The following is a 19291-nucleotide window of genomic DNA, read 5'->3' on the forward strand; positions in this document are numbered from 1 at the left end:
ATCAAAAAAATACAGGCCTATCCCGACCTGTCGAAATTCAAACCATGTGCCAACCGTTCGTTTAACCGCCCCTTCCTTAACTATTGACGATTATACTGACACATTATTGTCGCGTAAAGCATCATTGAGGGAGGTTTTTTTATCGGTACTCTCCTTGCGCTTGCCAATAATCAGGGCACACGGCACATGAAATTCGCCAGCTGGAAACTTTTTCGGAAGTGTTCCCGGAATAACTACCGACCGTTCCGGCACGTAACCCTTATATTCGACAGGTGTAGGGCCGGTGACGTCAATAATTTTAGAACTACCTGTGAGTACCACGTTAGCTCCCAGCACTGCCTCCTTTCCGACGCGAATTCCTTCCACCACAATGCAGCGTGAGCCCAAAAATGCACCGTCCTCGACTATAACGGGAGAAGCCTGAACAGGTTCCAGAACTCCGCCGATTCCTACGCCACCGCTCAGGTGAACATTCCTGCCAATTTGTGCACAACTTCCAACGGTTGCCCATGTGTCAACCATCGTGCCTTCATCTACGTAAGCGCCAATGTTAACGTAAGAAGGCATCATGATTACGCCTTTGCTAAGGAACGCTCCGTATCGTGCGACCGCGTGCGGTACCACCCTAACGCCGAGTTCTTTATAGTTCTTCTTCAGTTTGATCTTGTCATGAAACTCAAAAGGACCCACTTCAATGGTTTCCATTTGCTGGATTGGAAAATAAAGGATCACTGCTTTCTTCACCCACTCGTTTACTTTCCATCCACCTTCTGCAGGTTCTGCTACGCGGAGCGACCCCTTGTCAAGCATTTCAACTACACTGCGTATTGCGTCTTTGCTCGATGATTGTTCAAGTAGTGAACGGTTGTCCCAAATAGCCTCAATCTGTTGTTTAAGATCCATTGCGTTATATTTAAATCGGTATGCAAGAAATAAAAAAAAGGAGAATAGTCCTTGCTTCACTGCTTAAACCCGTTGACGATACGAGGATGTATGAGAAGCTTGGTATTTCTCTGGCAGACCAGTACGATGTGACCATTACAGGTCAACCCACATTTGCTTCAATATCAGCGGGTAATATTTCAGTGCGCCCGCTGCCTCGCTTTAACCGGTTGAGCATAAGGAGGCTACTTGCACCGTATTACGTGCTACGTGTCGTGCTCAGTGCTCGTCCGGATATACTCATCATTTGTTCGTCGGAACTGTTACCCCTCGCGTTGGTAGTTGGCATTTTCGGCCGGACAAGAATTGTGTACGATGTTCAGGAAAACTACGCAATGAATATCCGTCATGGCACAGCGTGGCCGCGTTTTGTGCGTCCATTACTGGCGGCGGGGGTGCGTTCAATTGAGTGGATTTCAGCTCCCATTGTTGATCACTACCTGCTTGCTGAAAAGAGTTATGCCAGCGAACTGCGATTCATCGGGAGCAAATTCACCATTGTGGAAAACAAGGTCGTGCGTACAGCCCTACCGTTCGGCAGGTCATTGCCGGTGAAAACACCTCAGAACTTCAATGACACAGGGATGAAGCTTTTGTTTACCGGCACACTGGCCGATTCGACCGGCGTCTTCGAGGCGATTGAACTGGCCAGGAGATTACACTATGTGAATGACAATACAAGACTACGGGTGATCGGCTATGCCGCCAAAGCTGACGTTAGAACCAGGTTGAAAGAACTCGCAGCTGCTTGCTCGTTTATACAGCTGGAAGGTATTGACCAACTTGTGCCGCATGGCGAAATACTGTCGGCGATAGAATCGGCTCATTTCGGCATCATATCATATCCACGAAATGTTTCAACCTGGTCTTCTTATCCGACAAAGCTTTATGAATACCTCGGTCGTCGGTTGCCCGTCCTGCTCGTCAACAATACTGAATGGGTAAACTACTGCGCGCCGTATGGCGCCGCCGTTGTGTTCGATCCCGACAATATCGATGAGCGCGCACTGCTCACCGCGATGACAAACAACAGCTTTTACCTGATCGAACCTAAAGAGGTGTTCTGGGACAGCGAAGTGCCCAAATTATTGCAGGCCCTCAGGCAAGTGTTGAGATAACTGCAGGCAGGATCGATCGTCGATTTCTGCAATTTCGTATCCGCTCATGCATCAGCACCAGTGGGGTTAACGAGGCTTGAAGGATCCAGAGGCAGGTCGATCATCACAAGGCATCCCCTACCCGGCTGACTCTCTATCTCAAACGCTCCCTTAAAAACATCCACGTTTGATTGAATGGTATTAAATCCGAACCCCCGCGAAAGGTCGTCCTTGTTCAATCCTATTCCATCGTCTTCAACGACAAGGTTCAATGAATCGCGATGAAGGATGATCTGAATGCGCATCTTCGTAGCGTGCGCGTGCTTGATCACGTTTTGAACCAGTTCCTGGCAAATACGAAAGATGCGAACTTCCAGTTCTTCAGACAGGCGCACGTCCAGGCCAAGGATTTGCAGGTCAACGGCAAGGGTACCCGACGCGACCACCGGTGCGACGAATGTCTCCAGCGCCGACTTCAAACCAAATCTGCTGAGAGAAACCGGAACCATGTTGTGTGATATACGACGAAGTTCCTCGATCGCCTCATCAAGCAGCTTGAGGCTGTCCTCAAATCCCTTTGCGCGCTCAGGTACCCGCTGACAATATTCGTACTGAAGTCCGTTAAATCTCAGTCGCACGCTGGACAGCAACGAGCCGAGACTGTCATGCAGATCACTGGCAATGCGCTTGCGTTCGCTGTACTGCGCCTGCATCAATGCGCTGACGTGGGCGGCCTTTTGCAATTCAATAACACCAGATAACCTCTCCTTCTCTGCCATTTCTTTGCGCAGGTCTTCGTTCAATTTCACGGAGTGCTGGTGAATACGTGCGTTCTCTATCATGACCGCTCCCTGGTTTGCCGTGATTTTCACAGACTTGACGCGGTCGGATGAATACCAATTGTTGCTGAATACATTTTCGAGATAAATCACCATTGAAAGATGGCCACTGATTGTAACCGGAAGAATCAGGAAGGACTGAACACCCCTTTCTCGCAGCTCATCAATATTACGCAAGGCCTGTTCAGCTTTGAGCTCATTTACGACAACGACATTTTGTGATTTAAGGGCCGTGAGAATCATCGAAGCAGGCACAAGCGTTGTCTGCCCGCTTTGATGAAGCAAAGAAAGCTCATCATAAAAGGCACGTTCTCCCGTTTCTTCTACCAGTTCAACGACAACCCGAGTTGAGCCAGATGTTCTCAGCAACAACACCATGAGCTTTGATACGAGTGAGGTAACTTCCATGTCGCCGCTCAGTTCGTATTGAATAGTTTCGATGTCAACTACCTGCGGAGCCCGGCTTGACTTAAAAAGAATAGCTTCGAACTGTTGCATCAGCTGCCTGCTCTTTGCCACACCGTTCCATTCGTTAAACGAATCGATTGAAGCATGAAGAAGAGTCCGGGCCTGAGGATCCTCCACATTTCTGCTCAGCAGGAATTTTGCCCATAGCTCGGCGGTGACGGCGCGGTGATAAATGTTTGATCGCGACGAGTGAAATGACTGACTGAATAAATGCAATGCATTATCGTTCGCGCCTTGTATTCGCGACCACTCAGCATTTATCAGCAACCACGCGGGTTCATAGTTTGATGGAGCGAAAGATTTCCATGACGCGAACAAACTCAATACCCCGGCAATGCGGACTTGCAAGTCCTGGCGCACGGATTCAGTATATCGATACCAGTTCTGCGTTGCCGAAAGGAACCAGATCATCAGGTTTGCAGGCAACAGTGGCGAACCTTCCTGCAGTTTGCAGTTGGCATGCGCTTCACCGGAGGCACTAACGGCGAGATCGAAGTGTCCGAAGAGGAAATAGTATTTTGCCCAAACATAGTGGCGATAGAATTTTTCCTCCTGAATTGTAAGGCGTCCGGCCAGAGACGACGGGTTTTGCCTGGGGATTGAAAACACAGGCGTTTCTCCGGTCAGATACTGGATGAGACTCTTCTGATAATGGGTAATGTAATAGGTGAGCTCCATTCCAGGATACGACTCTTCGAAATCCCAGCGTGAGAGTCCTTTCAGTGGTAATCCAGAGATGAGATGGAGATTAAGACGGTGCGTCTTCAGGATATAAAGCCCGATGAGATCGCCGGACTTTTGCCCCGCTTCCGCCGCCGCAGAAAGCAATGCATCGCTTTCAGCGAAGTCTTTAATCCACGGCTGAATGTAAAATGCATAAACTCCAAATACGCGACACCTGAGTGTTATATCGTTGAGCTCTTTGTTTAGTGCCGGACCTTTTGAGCCAAACTCATATCCCCTTTGAATGTCGCCGGAAATAATGAGCATGCGTCCATAGGAAACGTAACCAATGGCCTTCACTGCAGAAGGTCTTTCATGATTGCCCCCAAGAATTATCTGCAGTGCTGCCCAGGTCATCAGGACGTCAGAGGTGTGATGCAGGCTCATCCCTCCAACATATAACAATCTCAGTACGGCCTCCGAATGTTCAGTGTTACGCGGGAGATGGGAAGCGTTGCCTGGGAGCGCTGTCTCTTCCAGCGAGAGGATTGCCTTTAAACGCCTAACTTCTTCGAGCAAATGCTGCTCCTCTATGGGCAGCACCAGACCAAGCTCGCCAAGACTTTCTTTTAAGATCCATACAGCCTTTTGATAGCGGGCCAGGTGATTGTTGATCGTCAGCTTCAGCTCAAACACTTTAGAGCGCTTCAACGGGTCAGCTATACGTGCGAGCAGGTAGTCGAGATGAATTTCGGCAAGATCATATTCACGCAGTGAGTATTCAATCCTGGCGCGTTCCATGTATACCAGCGACACCTGGTCTTCGACTTTCTCCCATACGCATTCCTTCAGCAGTTCGGCACTCACCTTCAGGTGATAGCGTGCTCTGTCGAAGGCTTTGTCAGACTGCAGGATCTTACCCACCTGGTAGTTTACATCCGCGACGACTTCCATTCTGTCATCCGATCTCACACGATCGATTGACTCATTAAAACTGTCGGCCATGAGGATCATGTCCGTGTTGCTCAGCTGTTCCAGGCCGCGCTCGTAGAAGAGGTTGGCGATCCTGTAATGCAGGTCCAGTTTTGTATTCTCTGACAGCTCATTATAGATGAGTTCCCCGACATCCATTTTGGAGAAGCGGACTTCCTGTTCATATACTTCGAGAATGCCGGCGTTGGTTGCTTCATTCAGGAGCGCTCTCATGCGCACTTCGTCGCCTGACAACCAGTCGGCAATAATGCGCTTGTTGAAACGTCCCATGCACGACATGATGCACACTATATCGTAAGCTTCGGGCGACAGCTTTTGTATCTGCCCGAGCAGAAGATGTTGCAGAACCCTGGCTTCGTCCTGATTCAGTCCCTTTAAGACCATGTTTTCTACGCCAATCTTTTCGATGCGCAGTTCTTCCAGCAGTTGAGCAAGCAGACTGGTCTTGTGCTGCAACTCGCGACAAGCGCCGATCCAAACCAGCTTCTTGCCTGATACGTTTAGCAACAGATATTTCAGCAGGTTAATACCAGACGCGTCAATCCATTGTAAGTCGTCGGTGAAGAGAAAAACCGGCCGATTGTAGAAGTCGGAAAGAAATTCAAACAGGCGAAGGAAGAGCGGGTATAACTGGTTCTGTATTGTCAGATTTGAACGAGCCGGAAACGAGCCTTTCATTCCGAAAATCAGTGACAGTTCCGGAACGTAGTCGATGAGCAAAGGAAAACTTTCTCCGAGATATCGTTTCAGACGATCGGAAAAATCCTGCAGTTCAGCCTTATTGGATTTGTTGTAGAACTTATTCAGATAATCGGAGATACAATACTTGAAGCCAAAGTAGGGTATGTTCTGATGACGCTGATAGTGCCGGGCTATAAGGACCGGATGTGTAGACCCGACGCGCTGCAAATAATTTTCAACGAGCAATGTCTTCCCTGATCCACTGGACCCCGACACGAGTATGCACGACAGTGAAAGCTGAGCATCATCCTCCAATTGCCTGATAAAACAATCGAGCTGGTCGCTTACCTCTTTCGTTGTCACCACGCGTTGCCTGATCCTGCTAACGCTCTTTGTTTGTTCTATCGCCATAGTTTCAAACGGCTACTTGCTATTTCTCTATCGCATCATACAGCACCTGCTGAATTTTGGTGCGTGTGTTCAACTGGTATAACCTGGTGTTTGCGCGGGTGGGATTGACGCGGTTTGATAAGAAGATGTAAAGTAATCCAGTATCAGGATCCATCCATGCAAACGTTCCGGTAAAACCAGTGTGACCAAAACTTGCTGCGCCCGCGTCCTTAGCAGTGTTGCTGTTTTCTCCGGTGTAAACAAGATTTGGCTTGTCGAAGCCGAGCGCACGTCTGTTATTATTTTCCGGAAAGCGGGTCTTTGTCCACTCCTGCAACGTCTGTTCTTTGAGATAGCGCCTGCCGCCGTACTCGCCCCCGTCAAGATACATTTGCATGAGCTTGGCAAGGTCGTTCGCATTTGCAAAGAGTCCGGCGTGACCTGAAACACCGCCCATCATGATGGCATTTTCATCATGGACTGTTCCATGAAGGGGTTCATGCCGGAAATAGTAGTCGTGCTCCGTTGGTACGATAGCACTGAGGGGATATTTTGACAAGGGTTTGAACATAACCGACGTCGCTCCCAGGGGAGCATAGAAGTTCGAACGCACATAAGATTGAAAGTCGGTGTCGATCCTGCTTTCAATGACGCGCGGCGCGAGCATGAAAAAGAAGTCAGAATAGACGTACTTCTTCTCTGCCTGCAGCGGTGACTTACGAATGCCCTTCACCATTTTATCGGGATACTTCCGGTTGAGATACATATGATCCTTGAGTCTGATCGGATACCGTCGGGACGAATCCGGCCTTATCGTCGATCTTTTATACTGGCCATTCTCTTTTATCGTGTTTTGCCAGAACGGAATGAATGGTTTAAAGCGGGCCTGATGCGTAAGGACATCATACAGGGGAATATCAGCTTTGTTGGAGTGTTTGAATTTTGGAAGATAATCTCCCAGTGTGGCATCAATGCTGAACTTGCCCTCGTCGTACAGCTTCATCAAAGGAGGCAGGCTTGCCGATATTTTCGTAACAGATGCCAGATCATAAAGGTCGTCAAGCTTTACGCGCACCGTGTCGCCGTAATCGTGAAGACCGTATGCTTTGTACAGTATCACCTTTTTGTCTCTGGCCACAAATACCTGGCATCCTGGAGTGGCCTTGGCTAGCAACGCCTGATTTACGAGGGAATCGATGCCTTTCATTAATACCGACGAATTCATCCCTGCATCTTCAGGCAGGGTGTATTTGAATCGTATTCCTCCCTTTACGTCAAGTCCGAAGCCAGCGGGGAATTTGTTGCCAATGCCCACAGGCAGTCGTCCGCTGGCGCCGATTCCACCAAAGATGAGCTGGGCGGTAAGGTCTTCAGCATCGGCATTGTCCTGGTACGTTACGACGAGTGCTTGCGCGCGATCGATCGAGTCCAGGTGATCAATGGTATAAGGGTTCTTGAAGACCGCTGCAATAGTGTTTGGTTGTAAAGCTAATTTTCCAAGAAAGCTTTTTACAGGCTGATTAAACGAAACGCGGTTGTGCGGGCGTCCCGGATCATCGTGAATACCCATGATGAGCTGGGTGTAGCTCTTCAGTTTTTGTGCGAGAGAATCCAGATATCCCTGTCTGGCATCGCCAGGAACTACGAAGTGATCGATCTGCGTATAGCGTGCCAGTGATTTCTGAAACGGCGTGATACGATTACGTCCAAAGGATATTGATGCGATGCTGACCTTGTCGAGGTCGCGAACAGGTATTGCACCATGATCGTTCTTTAGTACCGTGATTGCCGCCTGCAGCAGATTACGATTGAGCAATTTCGCGCGGGATTGATTAAGGTCCTGTGTGATGTTCCGCATGTCGACCATTCTTGTCCTATGGAGACCAGCGCTGTATTTGATGGCGAGCATCTTAAGGCATCTTTCGTCTATATCACGCTGACTGATTTTCTTCTCTTTGATGGCTTTGCCGATCTCGGCTATCGTGCGTGTCACGTCTTCGGTAAACTCCAGCATGTCGTTGCCTGCGAGTATGGCGTCTCTGTCGACGACTCCCGGTGGATTACTGGCCGTAACTCCACGCATATTCATTGCGTCGGTTACAATCAGCCCTTTGAACCCGAGTTCTTTCCGAAGCAGTTCCGTCACTATCGGACGAGATAAAGTGGAGGGCACCCCGGAATTATCCAACGCGGGTACGTTCAGGTGGGCAACCATTACGCCGCTTATACCGGCACTGATCAATTGACGAAACGGATATAATTCAAGTGAATCAAGTCTCTCGCGTTTATGCGTGATCTGAGGTAGTGCGTAATGCGAATCCGTTCCTGTATCACCATGTCCTGGAAAATGCTTCGCGGTAGAAATGATTCCGTTGTCCTCCATGCCGCGCATATAGGCAATGGCTTTGCGTGATACGTTGTTTTTGTTTTCGCCAAAGGAACGGAAATTGATTACCGGATTGGCTGGATTGTTATTCACATCACTCACCGGCGCAAAGTTTACCTGCACCCCTGCCCTTTTGAGCTGTCTCGCTACTTCCACTCCCATCTGATAGATAAGACTGTCATTCTGAATAGCGCCCAGCGTCATCTGGTACGGAAAGGAAATTGTACTATCGAGTCGCATGCCCAGGCCCCACTCTGCGTCCATCGCTATGAGTAAAGGCACTTTAGACGCTGCCTGATAAGTGTTGATCAGCTTTGACTCCCGCACGGGGCCGCCCTGAAAGAATATAAGACCACCGACTTTTTGTTCCCGAACGAGCTTCAGGATCTCCGCGGTGTGCTTCTCATCTTTATTTGAAAAAGCCGCGACCATGATCAGTTGTGCGATCTTCTCCTCAGAACTGAGTGTGTTGAATACAGAGTCAACCCAAGGATGGTTGATGTAATCCAGGAATCGCGGATGAGTTTGCTGAGCGTGCGCTTTTACGGCAATCATACACGTCAAGGCAGCAATAACAATATTGCTCCATGTACGAGTTGCACATAGCCATGACGTTACAAAACCGGACGATGATCGCTGAAAGCGGTGCTTACAAGGATTCTTCATAGAACATTATACAAATATGACGGGAATGTACCGATACCGTGTTGCCGAATAAATATTAAACAGGTTCATTAATGGGTTGAGTGGCCAAAATGGATGACCGGCGACCCGTAGCAGACCACCGGATTAATAGTGGTATCCATGAACGGTCTGACATGAACGCCGAGACATGAACGGTCAGAAATGAGTACCCCGCTCCGGTTCTCGGAGCGGGGACCCTTATAAACAATCAAACCCAAATTACATTAATTACCAGCCGGAAGTCTGTGTAAGCGTGTATCCACGCTCCAGATACTGACTGATTTCGTTGTTACCCACCGGTGCGAGGTAAACGCGATCGGTGAATGGATCTCTGTTCGTGCTGTTTTCGATGACATAATAGCCCACCATGTCGGCAGCATTTGTTCCATTATAGGTCACGATTGTGCCGTCGGCTTTTTCAACCTTCAGTATGTTCACCTTTGCCGGCACCAGCCATTCGGGAAACTCCGTTTGAAAATTGACCCACGGTCCCCGTAGCAGGTCAGGATTCATGGCGGCGTCCATGTATCCGATTTTTTTCCAGCGCTTGAGGTCGAGCAGTCGTGTGTGCTCGAAGATAAATTCCATGCGTCGTTCTCGCCTGATTTCCCAGAGCAGTGGCGACACCGTTGGATCGCGGTCCGGATCATCAGGAAGTGTTGCCAACATTAGCGGTGCTGTTTTTACCACTCCTTTTGCAAGCGCCGCTGCATCGAGCGGACGGTTGCGGATGGCATTAATAGAAACATCAATATCCGCCTGTGTTGCACCGGCCCCTCCCACTGTCTCCAGTTCGACCTTTGCTTCGATCCAGTTCAAAACCACTTCGGCGAGACGCAACACCGGAGCGTCATTCGTATTAGTGTTCGATCCATAACGGGCGGGATATGTGCTGCCGGCATAAGTCGGTCCCTCCCTGTCGATGAACTTATCGGAATACAAGAGTGAAGCGGACTGTGAACGCGGCACATCCCAGAACGTGGCCTCAAATCTGGAGTCACGCGATTTAATCAGGTTGCCAATATTAAACTGATCAGCATTCGCTACTGACGACAGCTTATAGGGTTTGCCATCCGTGGCGATGAATGATCTGACGAGATCAAGGTTTGCTGCCGGTACCTGGCTCTCTGTGATATTCGAATAAGAAGCAATGCTGTGTGTTACCGACAATGCAGCATCGTATTGCCTGTACATTAATACTTCCGGATTGCCGGCGAGGTTCTCAGAACCAAACAATGCTCGGAAGTTGCTACCAAAAGACCATTTCCCGGATTTCATTACCACATCTGCAGCATCAACAGCGAGTTGCAGATACTGTTTGGCTTTTTCTGAATTGCCCTCCTGATACTTCTGCCACGTTCCTTCGAACAGCATGAATCTCGAGATAAATCCCGCAGCAATAAACTTGTTCAGGTATTGACTGTTCGATCCGTCGAGAACGCGCATGTTCGCCAGTACGTACACGAAATCATTGTAGACCTGATCCATTACTACTGTCCGATCGTCACGGTCTTTGTACATGATATCAGTTTCGGAATCGAGCAGAAGATGATCGTAATAAGGAACATCTCCGAACACGCTAACGAGACGGCTATACTCATAGCCTCTGAAGAAGCGTGCAACAGCGCTCCAGTGTTTGTATTCTTCTTCGCTGAGGTAAACGTCCTGCATGCTATTGGTGCGGTCAAGAAACAGGTTGGCCTTTCTCACCCAGGCAAAGTCCCAGGTAGGACCCGCATAATTTGTTAACCAAAGTGCTGTTTCAGTGGCAGACGATCTTGAGGGCGGTGCCTGAGTTTCAAAGTTTGCCTGCTTACCCGTAGAACTCAGGTCATCAGAAAATGTGTAGCCACGCATCGGCGCATAGTCGACCGTGAAGCCGGTGTTGTAACCCACGAAGAAGTTATTGTAGAAGCCGTTGGCGAAGAGCCTGAGATTGTTCTCACTGGTCCAATAGCTGTCGTCGTTCTCCTGTGTCAATGGCGGCCTGTCAAGAAAATCGTCGCAGCTGCCGGCCAGAAGCGCGATCATCAAAAGTATTATAGAAGTTGTTCTCATGATTCGAAGTGTTTAGAAGCTCAACTGAAGACCCATAGAAGCACTCTTGAAGGTCGGAATACCAACTCCGGTACGACCGAGGTTGTAGTTTGTATCGTTCCACATGGAGTAGCCAGCCACTTCTTCCGGATCAATCGGCAGATCGCCGAGATGATCGAACGTTATGAAGTTCTCCAGCGAGCCATAGATGCGAACTTTGGTGAGGTGCACTTTTTGAGAAAGTGACAACGGCAACGTATACCCTAGTGTGATGTTCTTTACTCTCAGGTACGACATGTCGAGCAGGTATCGTGTCTGCGGTTGCATGTTCAGCGTAGTGTTGCTTCCCGCCTGATTGTACGGCCTTGGATAGAAGGCATCAGTGCGGTCCTCGCGCCAGAAATCTCCGGCGAAAGCCTGAGGCATGGCACCGTCTGCTGAGTTGTATCCCGGAATAGCCAGGAATCCATCGCCCCATACTTCACGCTTTCCAATGCCCTGCAGGAAGATGTTCAGGTCGATTCCCTTGAAGGATGCACCAGCACGGAAACCGAATTCAAATCGCGGCGTGGAATTGCCTATCTTCTTAAGATCGCCATGATCGTCCGTCAACCGGTTACCATCATTGATAACACCATCACCATTAAGATCCTTGAACTTCACATCGCCGGGTCCGAAGAGGAAATTTCCTGCCTGAAGCTTGCCCTGCGTTGCTGCTGTTTCATCAGCCAGTTGATTCACGGTAAATCCATCAGCTGATTTTACAGTGACCAACTTACCTGCTGCATCATAGGTAAAGTCATCGGTCTGATACAGACGATCTGTTTCATAACCCCAGATCTCACCGTAGGTTCTTCCTACATAATATGATGGAACGGCAACTGTACCGATGCTTTTTGTGGTGCCATAACTGGTGATCTTCGTTACCGCGTCGGCAAACGTTGCTACAAAATTCATTCGCAAGCCATTTTCAAACTGGTGCGCGTAGTCCAATTGAAGCTCGATGCCTTTTGTTCGCAGGGAACCATAATTGCTCTGCGGCGCCAGCGTTCCGAAGGTTGCCGGAATGCCTTCCTGCGGAACGATCATGTTATCGGTATCGCGCATGAACCAATCGAATGTGAGTCCCAGCGCGCCGTTGAGTACACGTACGTCGGCACCGAAATCGAGTGTCGTAATGTCCTGCCAGGTCACCGACTGTGAAACGGCAAGCGGCGTACCGTAGCCCACAGGTGATGGCGCGACAGTTTGCGCTCCGAACTGATAAAGCTTTGCATTGGAGATGATCCAGTTGTTAAACGCTCCGTTGATCGTTGGAATGTAGAGACTGCCCGGAACAGACTGATCGCCGATGGTACCCCATGAGCCGCGCAGCTTGAACTCATCCAGAAATCTATGTGCCCATCCCATCCATGCTTCTTCGTTAACACGCCATCCTGCAGAAAACGAAGGGAAGGTTCTCCACCTGAGGTCGGTGGGAAACTTCGACGTTCCGTCATAGCGAAGGTTAGCTTCGACAAGATATTTTTCCCGGAAGTTGTAGTTCACGCGACCGAAGAATCCCAGCTGCGAATCCCAGTATTCGCCACCACCTGCTGTTTGTGTTCCGGTTGCGAGATCGAACTGAGGATTTGAATAGTCAGTGAGCTGTGTTGTCTGCGACCAGCTGTTGGAAGTCTCATATGAGACACGGTTCATACCAAGCGTGAATTTGAATGCATTGGAGGTATTGATGTTCAGATCATATGTCGAATAGAGGTTGATTGTATTCCGCTGGTTGTTGCCCGCATAGCGATATACGTGATCTGGATTTGCGCCAGCAGCGGTATACGTTGTTTGATTCAGCTCGAACGCAGGAATTGCACCTGGTGTTGTAGAGGCGACTTCCTCGCCGGCATCATTCACATATATGCGGTTTCCATTCCCGTCAAGCTTGGGGACGGCAGCGCTCCATGAATCTCTCCCTGTGAAACGAGTACCCGGACGTTTGTTGATGTATTCTTCGTTCGCGTGGTTATAGTCAAACTTGATCATCCAGTTCTTTACCGGTGTGATCGTAAAGCCGGCAGTGAGGTTGGTGTAGTTTGTTTCCTGGTAGGCCGTATTCGACGCAGCCATTTCTGAGGCAGGGCTACGGATAGGATCACCATCTTCTGTTGTCATTGGATACGTTGCCGCCCAACGGTACATATATAGCCAGGGATCGGCCGTTGTAGAGTTGGTTGCATACGGATAGTACTTTGTTCGCTTTGAATAGATCGCGCCCACGTTAAACTTCAGCCAGTCCGTTACTTCGGTTGACACCTGAATGGAGCCATTGTATCTCTGGAACTCATCCTTTTGGGCAGGCTTGATCATTCCACTCTGGTCGAGAAATCCGAATCCGAAGTTGTACGTTGTTTTACCACTCTGACCACTAACCGATAAGTTATGTTGCTGCGTGGGCGTCCATTCCTTAACCATATAATCGTATGGATCGTACATCCTCAATCCGATTTTGAAGTTGTTCACGTCGACATACCAGTCGCGGCCGTATAGCATGGGATCGTTAGGCTTAACCACGCCGCCCCAGTTGTCCTGCCATGTCTTTGCTCTTTCATAACCCTCGCGTGTAACGATCCAGAATGCGCCGGAGCGCGTCGCGCCTGCGCGCTCAAAGGCGAGCATGGAATATTCCATCGCATCGATCCCACCCATCTTCATGTCTTTCGAGATGTTCTGAAAGGCAAGGTTGCCGGTATAGGATACGTTTACACCCTCTTTGTTTGCACCCTTTTTGGTTGTGATCAGGATAATACCGAAAGCGCCTTTGGCTCCGTAGATAGAAGCGGATGCAGCATCTTTCAGGACAGATATCGATTCGATGTCGTTGGGGTTCACGAGTTGAATGGAAGGAATCTCTACGTTATCGAGCAGGATCAATGGAGAAGAACCACCCGATAACGAAGCCAGCTGCCCGCGAATTCTGATCAACGGGTCGGACCCAACTTCACCACTCGGGATAACGATGTTAAGACCAGGCGTTGTTCCCTGAAGACCACGCCCTGCATCGGCAATTGGCCTCGACTCCAGAAGTTTGGTATCAACGGATGCGACGGCGCCGGTAAGGTTGGTTTTCTTTTGCGTGCCATATCCCACCACGACAACTTCCTGTAAGCTCGCAATGCTCTCGTTCATGACGATCGACAGCTCACGCGAATCACCAATTGTTGCCTCCTGCGATTCAAAGCCGATGAAGCTAAAGACGAGAACGTCCGACGGTTCAGCATTGATCGTAAACTTTCCGCTTGCATCAGTTACCGTTCCGACAGACTTGCCTTTCAGGGCAACGGTAACTCCAGGAATTGCAACCTTATCGTTGCCGACGACGGTACCCGAAACGGATCTTGTCTGCGCCATACCAGGTGGATGAGTCAGAAGCAACACCACTGCGCACAAGTAGCATTGTAGAATTTTCTTCATAGTTTGATTAGGTTAATGAGTTAAGGGAGAGCACGCTGCTCAATGACCAAATCTTTCTATTTATAAAAGCAGTTACATCCCTGAAAATGGTGATTTGGAAATATCACTGGTTCGCGGAAGGTTAGTCTTGAGTCCTGAGTCATGAGTCATGAGTTGTTGTTAGTACTCAAAGTATTATAGATAAATGCCTATACAATCTTTGCTCAGGCGCACTATCATACTTTAAATACTCTGTACCCACTCAGGACTAAGGACTCAGGACTAAGGACTAGGGTGAGGACTGTACCGGATTTCCAAGCGGCACTGTCAGGCAGTGATACCGCACCAGACCATCCATGGGACGCTGGACGACATGTTGGATAGTGAATCCAAAGTCGTTGGCTGCGCGCGTGAGATAGTCGCGAAAGCGAAAGGCAATAGAACCCGTGAAACTCAATCTGGTCACTCCATCTTTCTTTTGATAAGGGCAAACGTAATACTCAAAGAACTTTCTGAAGTTGCCTACGATGATAGATTCGCACTCAGGTAGTTCCGCGTAATTCAGCAGGAACGGAGTGAATGAAGCCAGGAAGCGGTTTGGCAGTGGTTTATTATAGATCTGGTCGAGTATCTCTGTACGCTCCAGCTTGTACGTGTTCTTAAAATCATCCAGCATAGAAGCCGGTAATCTCTCCTGTAGCAACAGTGCGATCAGGTCTTTGCACATAACGGTACCGCTACCCCAATCCGAAAACATGTAACCTAATGAAGGCCTGATGTTCGTGATTTTCTGTCCATCGTAAAGGCAGGAATTGGCTCCGGTGCCAAGTATGCAGGCAATTCCCTGTTTGTCCTGCAGTAAGCTCCTGGCAGCGCCGAGAATATCGCCGGAGACTTCTGTGGGAAGGCGCATGTTCAGCGTTGTATCGATCGCAATACGTACCTGGTCCGCTTTAACTGCCGAACCACATCCTGCGCCATAGAAAAAGACCTTGTCAATTCTGGTTGCCAGCGGAAGTATCTTTTCACGAACAATCGCAGCGATTCTTTCCTGTGGAAGAAAATATGGATTAAGGCCTTCAGTGACTATTGAAGCAACCGAAACACCGGTGTCATCAACAAGCCGCCAATCAGTTTTTGTAGAGCCGCTATCTGCAATGAGTAACATATTTGTCGGGCGAGTGGAACGCGTGCGACGGATACCTATCCATCCGGACAAATATTACTTCTGAGGCTACTTATCGCATCCCCGAAAATGGGGATTTAGGAAAATCACTGAATCAGTCTTTGCTTGTACGCGTTGGTGATGAGTTCAGCAGTGTTGCGTGCTCTCAATTTGTACAAAAGGTTCTTGCGGTGGGTCTCGACTGTGTTTTTGCTGATGAACAACTTGTCGGCTATCTCATGGGTTGTAAGGCCTGATGCGATACATTCCAGTACTTCACTTTCGCGATCGGACAGTTTCTCGGCGGCCTGCTCATAAGGCATATGCCGGATGAACCCGCTGAGGAGTGTTTTGCTGACTTCATCACTAAGGTAACTTTCTCCCGACCTCAGAGTGGCAATCGCTTTTAAAAGGCTCTCCTTCCCGGTGTTCTTCAGCACATAGCCCAATGCTCCGGCTTTGAGAACATCGGAAATAAAATCCCTGTCATTGTACATGGAAAGGCCCAGAACTTTAACGGAAGGATGCTTCTTTGATAATTCGCGCGATGCCTGGATGCCGTCCATTACCGGCATGTTGATGTCCATGATGACGATATCGACCGGTTCCCTATCGCAGAATTCAAGGACCTCGTGTCCATTGCTTGCCTCGCCGACTACACACAAATCGTCTTCGTCAACGAGAAGGGACTTTAGTCCGTCTACAAACAACTGATGATCGTCGGCTAGCAGTAATCGGGTCATGGCTAAAGGGAATGATAACAAGGTAACACAAAGAATCTGAAACCTTCCAGCAACGCTTTTAAAATACATGACCGGTTAGCCGGCCCTTTGTTGATCAACGTGTTGTGACTTTCCGGGGTTGCTGGCGGCGTGATCCTTATCCGAATAATGTAATAAACAAGTGCGGCGGTAATTGCACACGCCAGTCATCGGCCTTGGGAGAGATAACAACGACCTAATTTATTTTTTAGGTTAGTCTAATTAATGCTGTATATTTGTACTAACATCGTATTATGGAATCTCGCCGTGCTTCCCAAATGAAATCACTTAGTGAGGTGAATGCCTCGATTGATGCCACGAATCGCCGGGGCTGGCGGAAGTTGCTTGCCTTTATGGGGCCGGCCTACCTTGTGAGCGTTGGTTATATGGATCCCGGTAACTGGGCAACAGATCTTGCCGGCGGGGCCAAGTTTGGGTATGCGCTCATATGGGTATTGCTCATGTCAAATATCATGGCGCTGCTACTTCAGAGTCTCAGCGCGCGACTGGGCCTTGTCCGACAACTTGACCTGGCACAGGCTTCCCGTTCGACGTATAGCCGTCCCGTAAATTTCTTTCTGTGGATACTGGCAGAGATCGCCATTGCAGCGTGCGACCTGGCCGAGGTGCTTGGAATGGCCATCGGATTGCAGTTGTTATTTGGTCTTCCCTTGATCTGGGGTGTGAGTCTTACAGTTCTTGATACACTGCTGTTGCTGGTTTTGCAGAGTTACGGAATGCGAAAGATTGAGGCGTTCATCATTGCCCTTGTGGCGATTATCGGTGGTGCATTCCTTATCGAAATGTTCCTGGCAAAGCCTGATGCAGGCGCACTGGTTCGGGGATTTGTTCCGACACTTCCGACAGACGAGGCACTCTATATAGCCATCGGTATCATCGGAGCTACCGTGATGCCACATAATCTGTATCTGCATTCGTCGCTGGTACAGACGCGTCGTTTTGATCAGTCGCCGCGCGGTATATGGACGGCGATTAAATACAACATCTTAGATTCTGCCATAGCGCTGAATGCCGCGTTCTTCGTAAACGCTGCGATATTGATACTTGCCGCTTCGACATTCTTCCGCGCCGGCATGCACGATATTGCCGACATACAGGATGCACACCGGATGCTGGCACCATTGCTCGGGACTGAGCTTGCCCCCCTCCTCTTTGGTGTGGCGCTGGTTGCAGCAGGACAAAGCTCGACTATTACCGGAACCCTGGCGGGTCAGATCGTTATGGAGGGCTATCTCAACCTGCGTATTGCCCCATGGTTGCGCCGGCTCATCACGCGTCTTATTGCTATCGTGCCCGCGGTGATCGTCATTCTTATCTATGGTGAATCGGAAACGGGCGCGATGCTGATCTTTAGCCAGGTTGTTCTTAGCCTGCAGCTCGGGTTCGCGATCATTCCGCTCATTCACTTCAACAGCGATCGCGAGAAGATGGGTGAATATGCGATCAAGCCGTGGATGAAGATCTCTGCATGGGTAATTGCCGGCATCATCGTGTCGTTGAATGTGAAGCTTGTGCTTCAGGAAGTGTCCGGATGGCTGAGTGAAGCTGGCGACAATGCGTGGATCCTTTGGATTACTGTGGTGCCTATATGTGTGGCGGCTGGATTTCTCCTCCTGTATATCACCGTGAAGCCATTTATCGACCGCCGTGTTGAGAGGGATACTACCGTACCTCACGGCCAGGCTATCAAACTTGATGTTGGCAGCGGGCCGGTATACAAGCGAATAGCCATCACGTTAGACTTCAGCGATATCGACAACATGACCATACAAAGTGCGCTTGCTCAAGGTGGACCGACCGCGAAATACGTGCTGCTGCACATCGTGGAGACGGCCGGGGCCATGATGTATGGTAGTGATATTCTGGATCACGAGTCGCGCAATGACGTGTTATCATTGGAGAACTATAGGGACCAGTTAATCTCTAAAGGCTTCCAGGTGGATATTCAGATCGGATACGGCAATCCCCGACGTCGTATTCCGAGACTGGTAACGGAATTTAATGCCGATCTTTTGGTGATGGGAGCTCACGGTCACGAGTTCTTCAAAGATCTCATCTTTGGCACTACCGTCGACACGGTGCGACACAGGGTGAAGATCCCGGTGCTGATCGTGCGGGTTTAGAAAGAAATTGATAATTTATAATTGATAGTTTAACATCCTTCAGATTGTGTGGCGACCCGAGGCATTCGTGTCCCAATTAGTGACCGTGGAAAACCGCAAAATGTAAAACACTAAATGTCAAATGTAAAAGTTTACGGTAGCTAAACGGCGTTGATTGATAATTGATAATGTATGGGCGGTACGGTGGAACAGAGTGAGGAACAGTGTGAGAGTGAGGAATAGTGTGGGAAAGTCCGGTGTGACTGTGGGAAAAGTGCGGCCGGAGTCTGGAGGAGACTGGTGAACGATTGGTCAGAGATGGGAGAAGTGTGGAGAGCAATGAGAAAACTGTGGTTGGAGATAGGGAAACTCTGGTTCCAGAGCGTAGGAGGTGCGGTCGTAGTGCGGCAACAGTGCGGTTGAACAGCATTGAAACAGCGGAGCACCTGGGGTAATGACGGATGGCTGGTGCCTCTCTGGTGCCTCTCTGGTGAGGAGAAGGTTCTCGTAACTTCGTTGCTAACCGTAATTTTAGATTCCAAGCGGGTCTGTAAAATAAACTGTGTCAGTATTACTATTGAACCGATGTTGGAATGTGGGTAACTCCAACGGGTACTGTTG

Annotated in this window: 9 protein-coding genes; 2 read left to right on the forward strand and 7 right to left on the reverse strand. The window is 49.3% G+C overall.

Annotated features, from left to right (window positions below):
* Positions 1-90 precede the first annotated feature (90 nt).
* Positions 91-903, reverse strand: a complete 813-nt coding sequence (locus tag WBG78_RS18945) for a 2,3,4,5-tetrahydropyridine-2,6-dicarboxylate N-succinyltransferase (protein ID WP_337328038.1) — start codon at positions 901-903, stop codon at positions 91-93.
* 20 nt (positions 904-923) lie between these two features.
* On the opposite strand from WBG78_RS18945, the gene WBG78_RS18950 reads away from it, so the two are divergent.
* On the forward strand, positions 924-2060 hold the full coding sequence (locus WBG78_RS18950) for a glycosyltransferase (protein WP_337328039.1): 1137 nt from the start codon (positions 924-926) through the stop codon (positions 2058-2060).
* Between the two features lie 44 nt (positions 2061-2104).
* On the opposite strand, the gene WBG78_RS18955 is transcribed toward WBG78_RS18950, so the two are convergent.
* From WBG78_RS18955 to WBG78_RS18980, 6 genes are all read right to left on the reverse strand, one after another.
* Entirely contained in the window at positions 2105-6094 is a 3990-nt protein-coding gene (locus tag WBG78_RS18955; RefSeq protein ID WP_337328040.1) for an AAA family ATPase, read from the reverse strand.
* A gap of 19 nt (positions 6095-6113) precedes the next feature.
* Complete coding sequence (locus WBG78_RS18960; RefSeq protein ID WP_337328041.1) at positions 6114-9014, reverse strand: glycoside hydrolase family 3 N-terminal domain-containing protein; 2901 nt, start codon at positions 9012-9014, stop codon at positions 6114-6116.
* 357 nt (positions 9015-9371) lie between these two features.
* Entirely contained in the window at positions 9372-11201 is a 1830-nt protein-coding gene (locus WBG78_RS18965) for a RagB/SusD family nutrient uptake outer membrane protein (protein WP_337328042.1), read from the reverse strand.
* A gap of 12 nt (positions 11202-11213) precedes the next feature.
* A complete protein-coding gene (locus tag WBG78_RS18970) occupies positions 11214-14642 on the reverse strand; it encodes a SusC/RagA family TonB-linked outer membrane protein (RefSeq protein WP_337328043.1) in 3429 nt (1142 codons plus the stop codon).
* 268 nt (positions 14643-14910) lie between these two features.
* Positions 14911-15789: an N-acetylglucosamine kinase gene (locus WBG78_RS18975; RefSeq protein ID WP_337328044.1), complete on the reverse strand. Its 879-nt coding sequence runs from the start codon at positions 15787-15789 to the stop codon at positions 14911-14913.
* A 104-nt stretch (positions 15790-15893) separates the two neighbouring features.
* Positions 15894-16529, reverse strand: coding sequence for a response regulator transcription factor (locus WBG78_RS18980; RefSeq protein WP_337328045.1), 636 nt, complete (start codon positions 16527-16529; stop codon positions 15894-15896).
* 272 nt (positions 16530-16801) lie between these two features.
* Here WBG78_RS18980 and WBG78_RS18985 point away from each other — a divergent pair, with 272 nt between their 5' ends.
* Entirely contained in the window at positions 16802-18691 is a 1890-nt protein-coding gene (locus WBG78_RS18985; RefSeq protein WP_337328046.1) for an Nramp family divalent metal transporter, read from the forward strand.
* Positions 18692-19291: the final 600 nt, after the last annotated feature.

The sequence above is a fragment of the Chryseolinea sp. T2 genome (assembly GCF_037203685.1).
GTDB lineage: Bacteria > Bacteroidota > Bacteroidia > Cytophagales > Cyclobacteriaceae > Chryseolinea.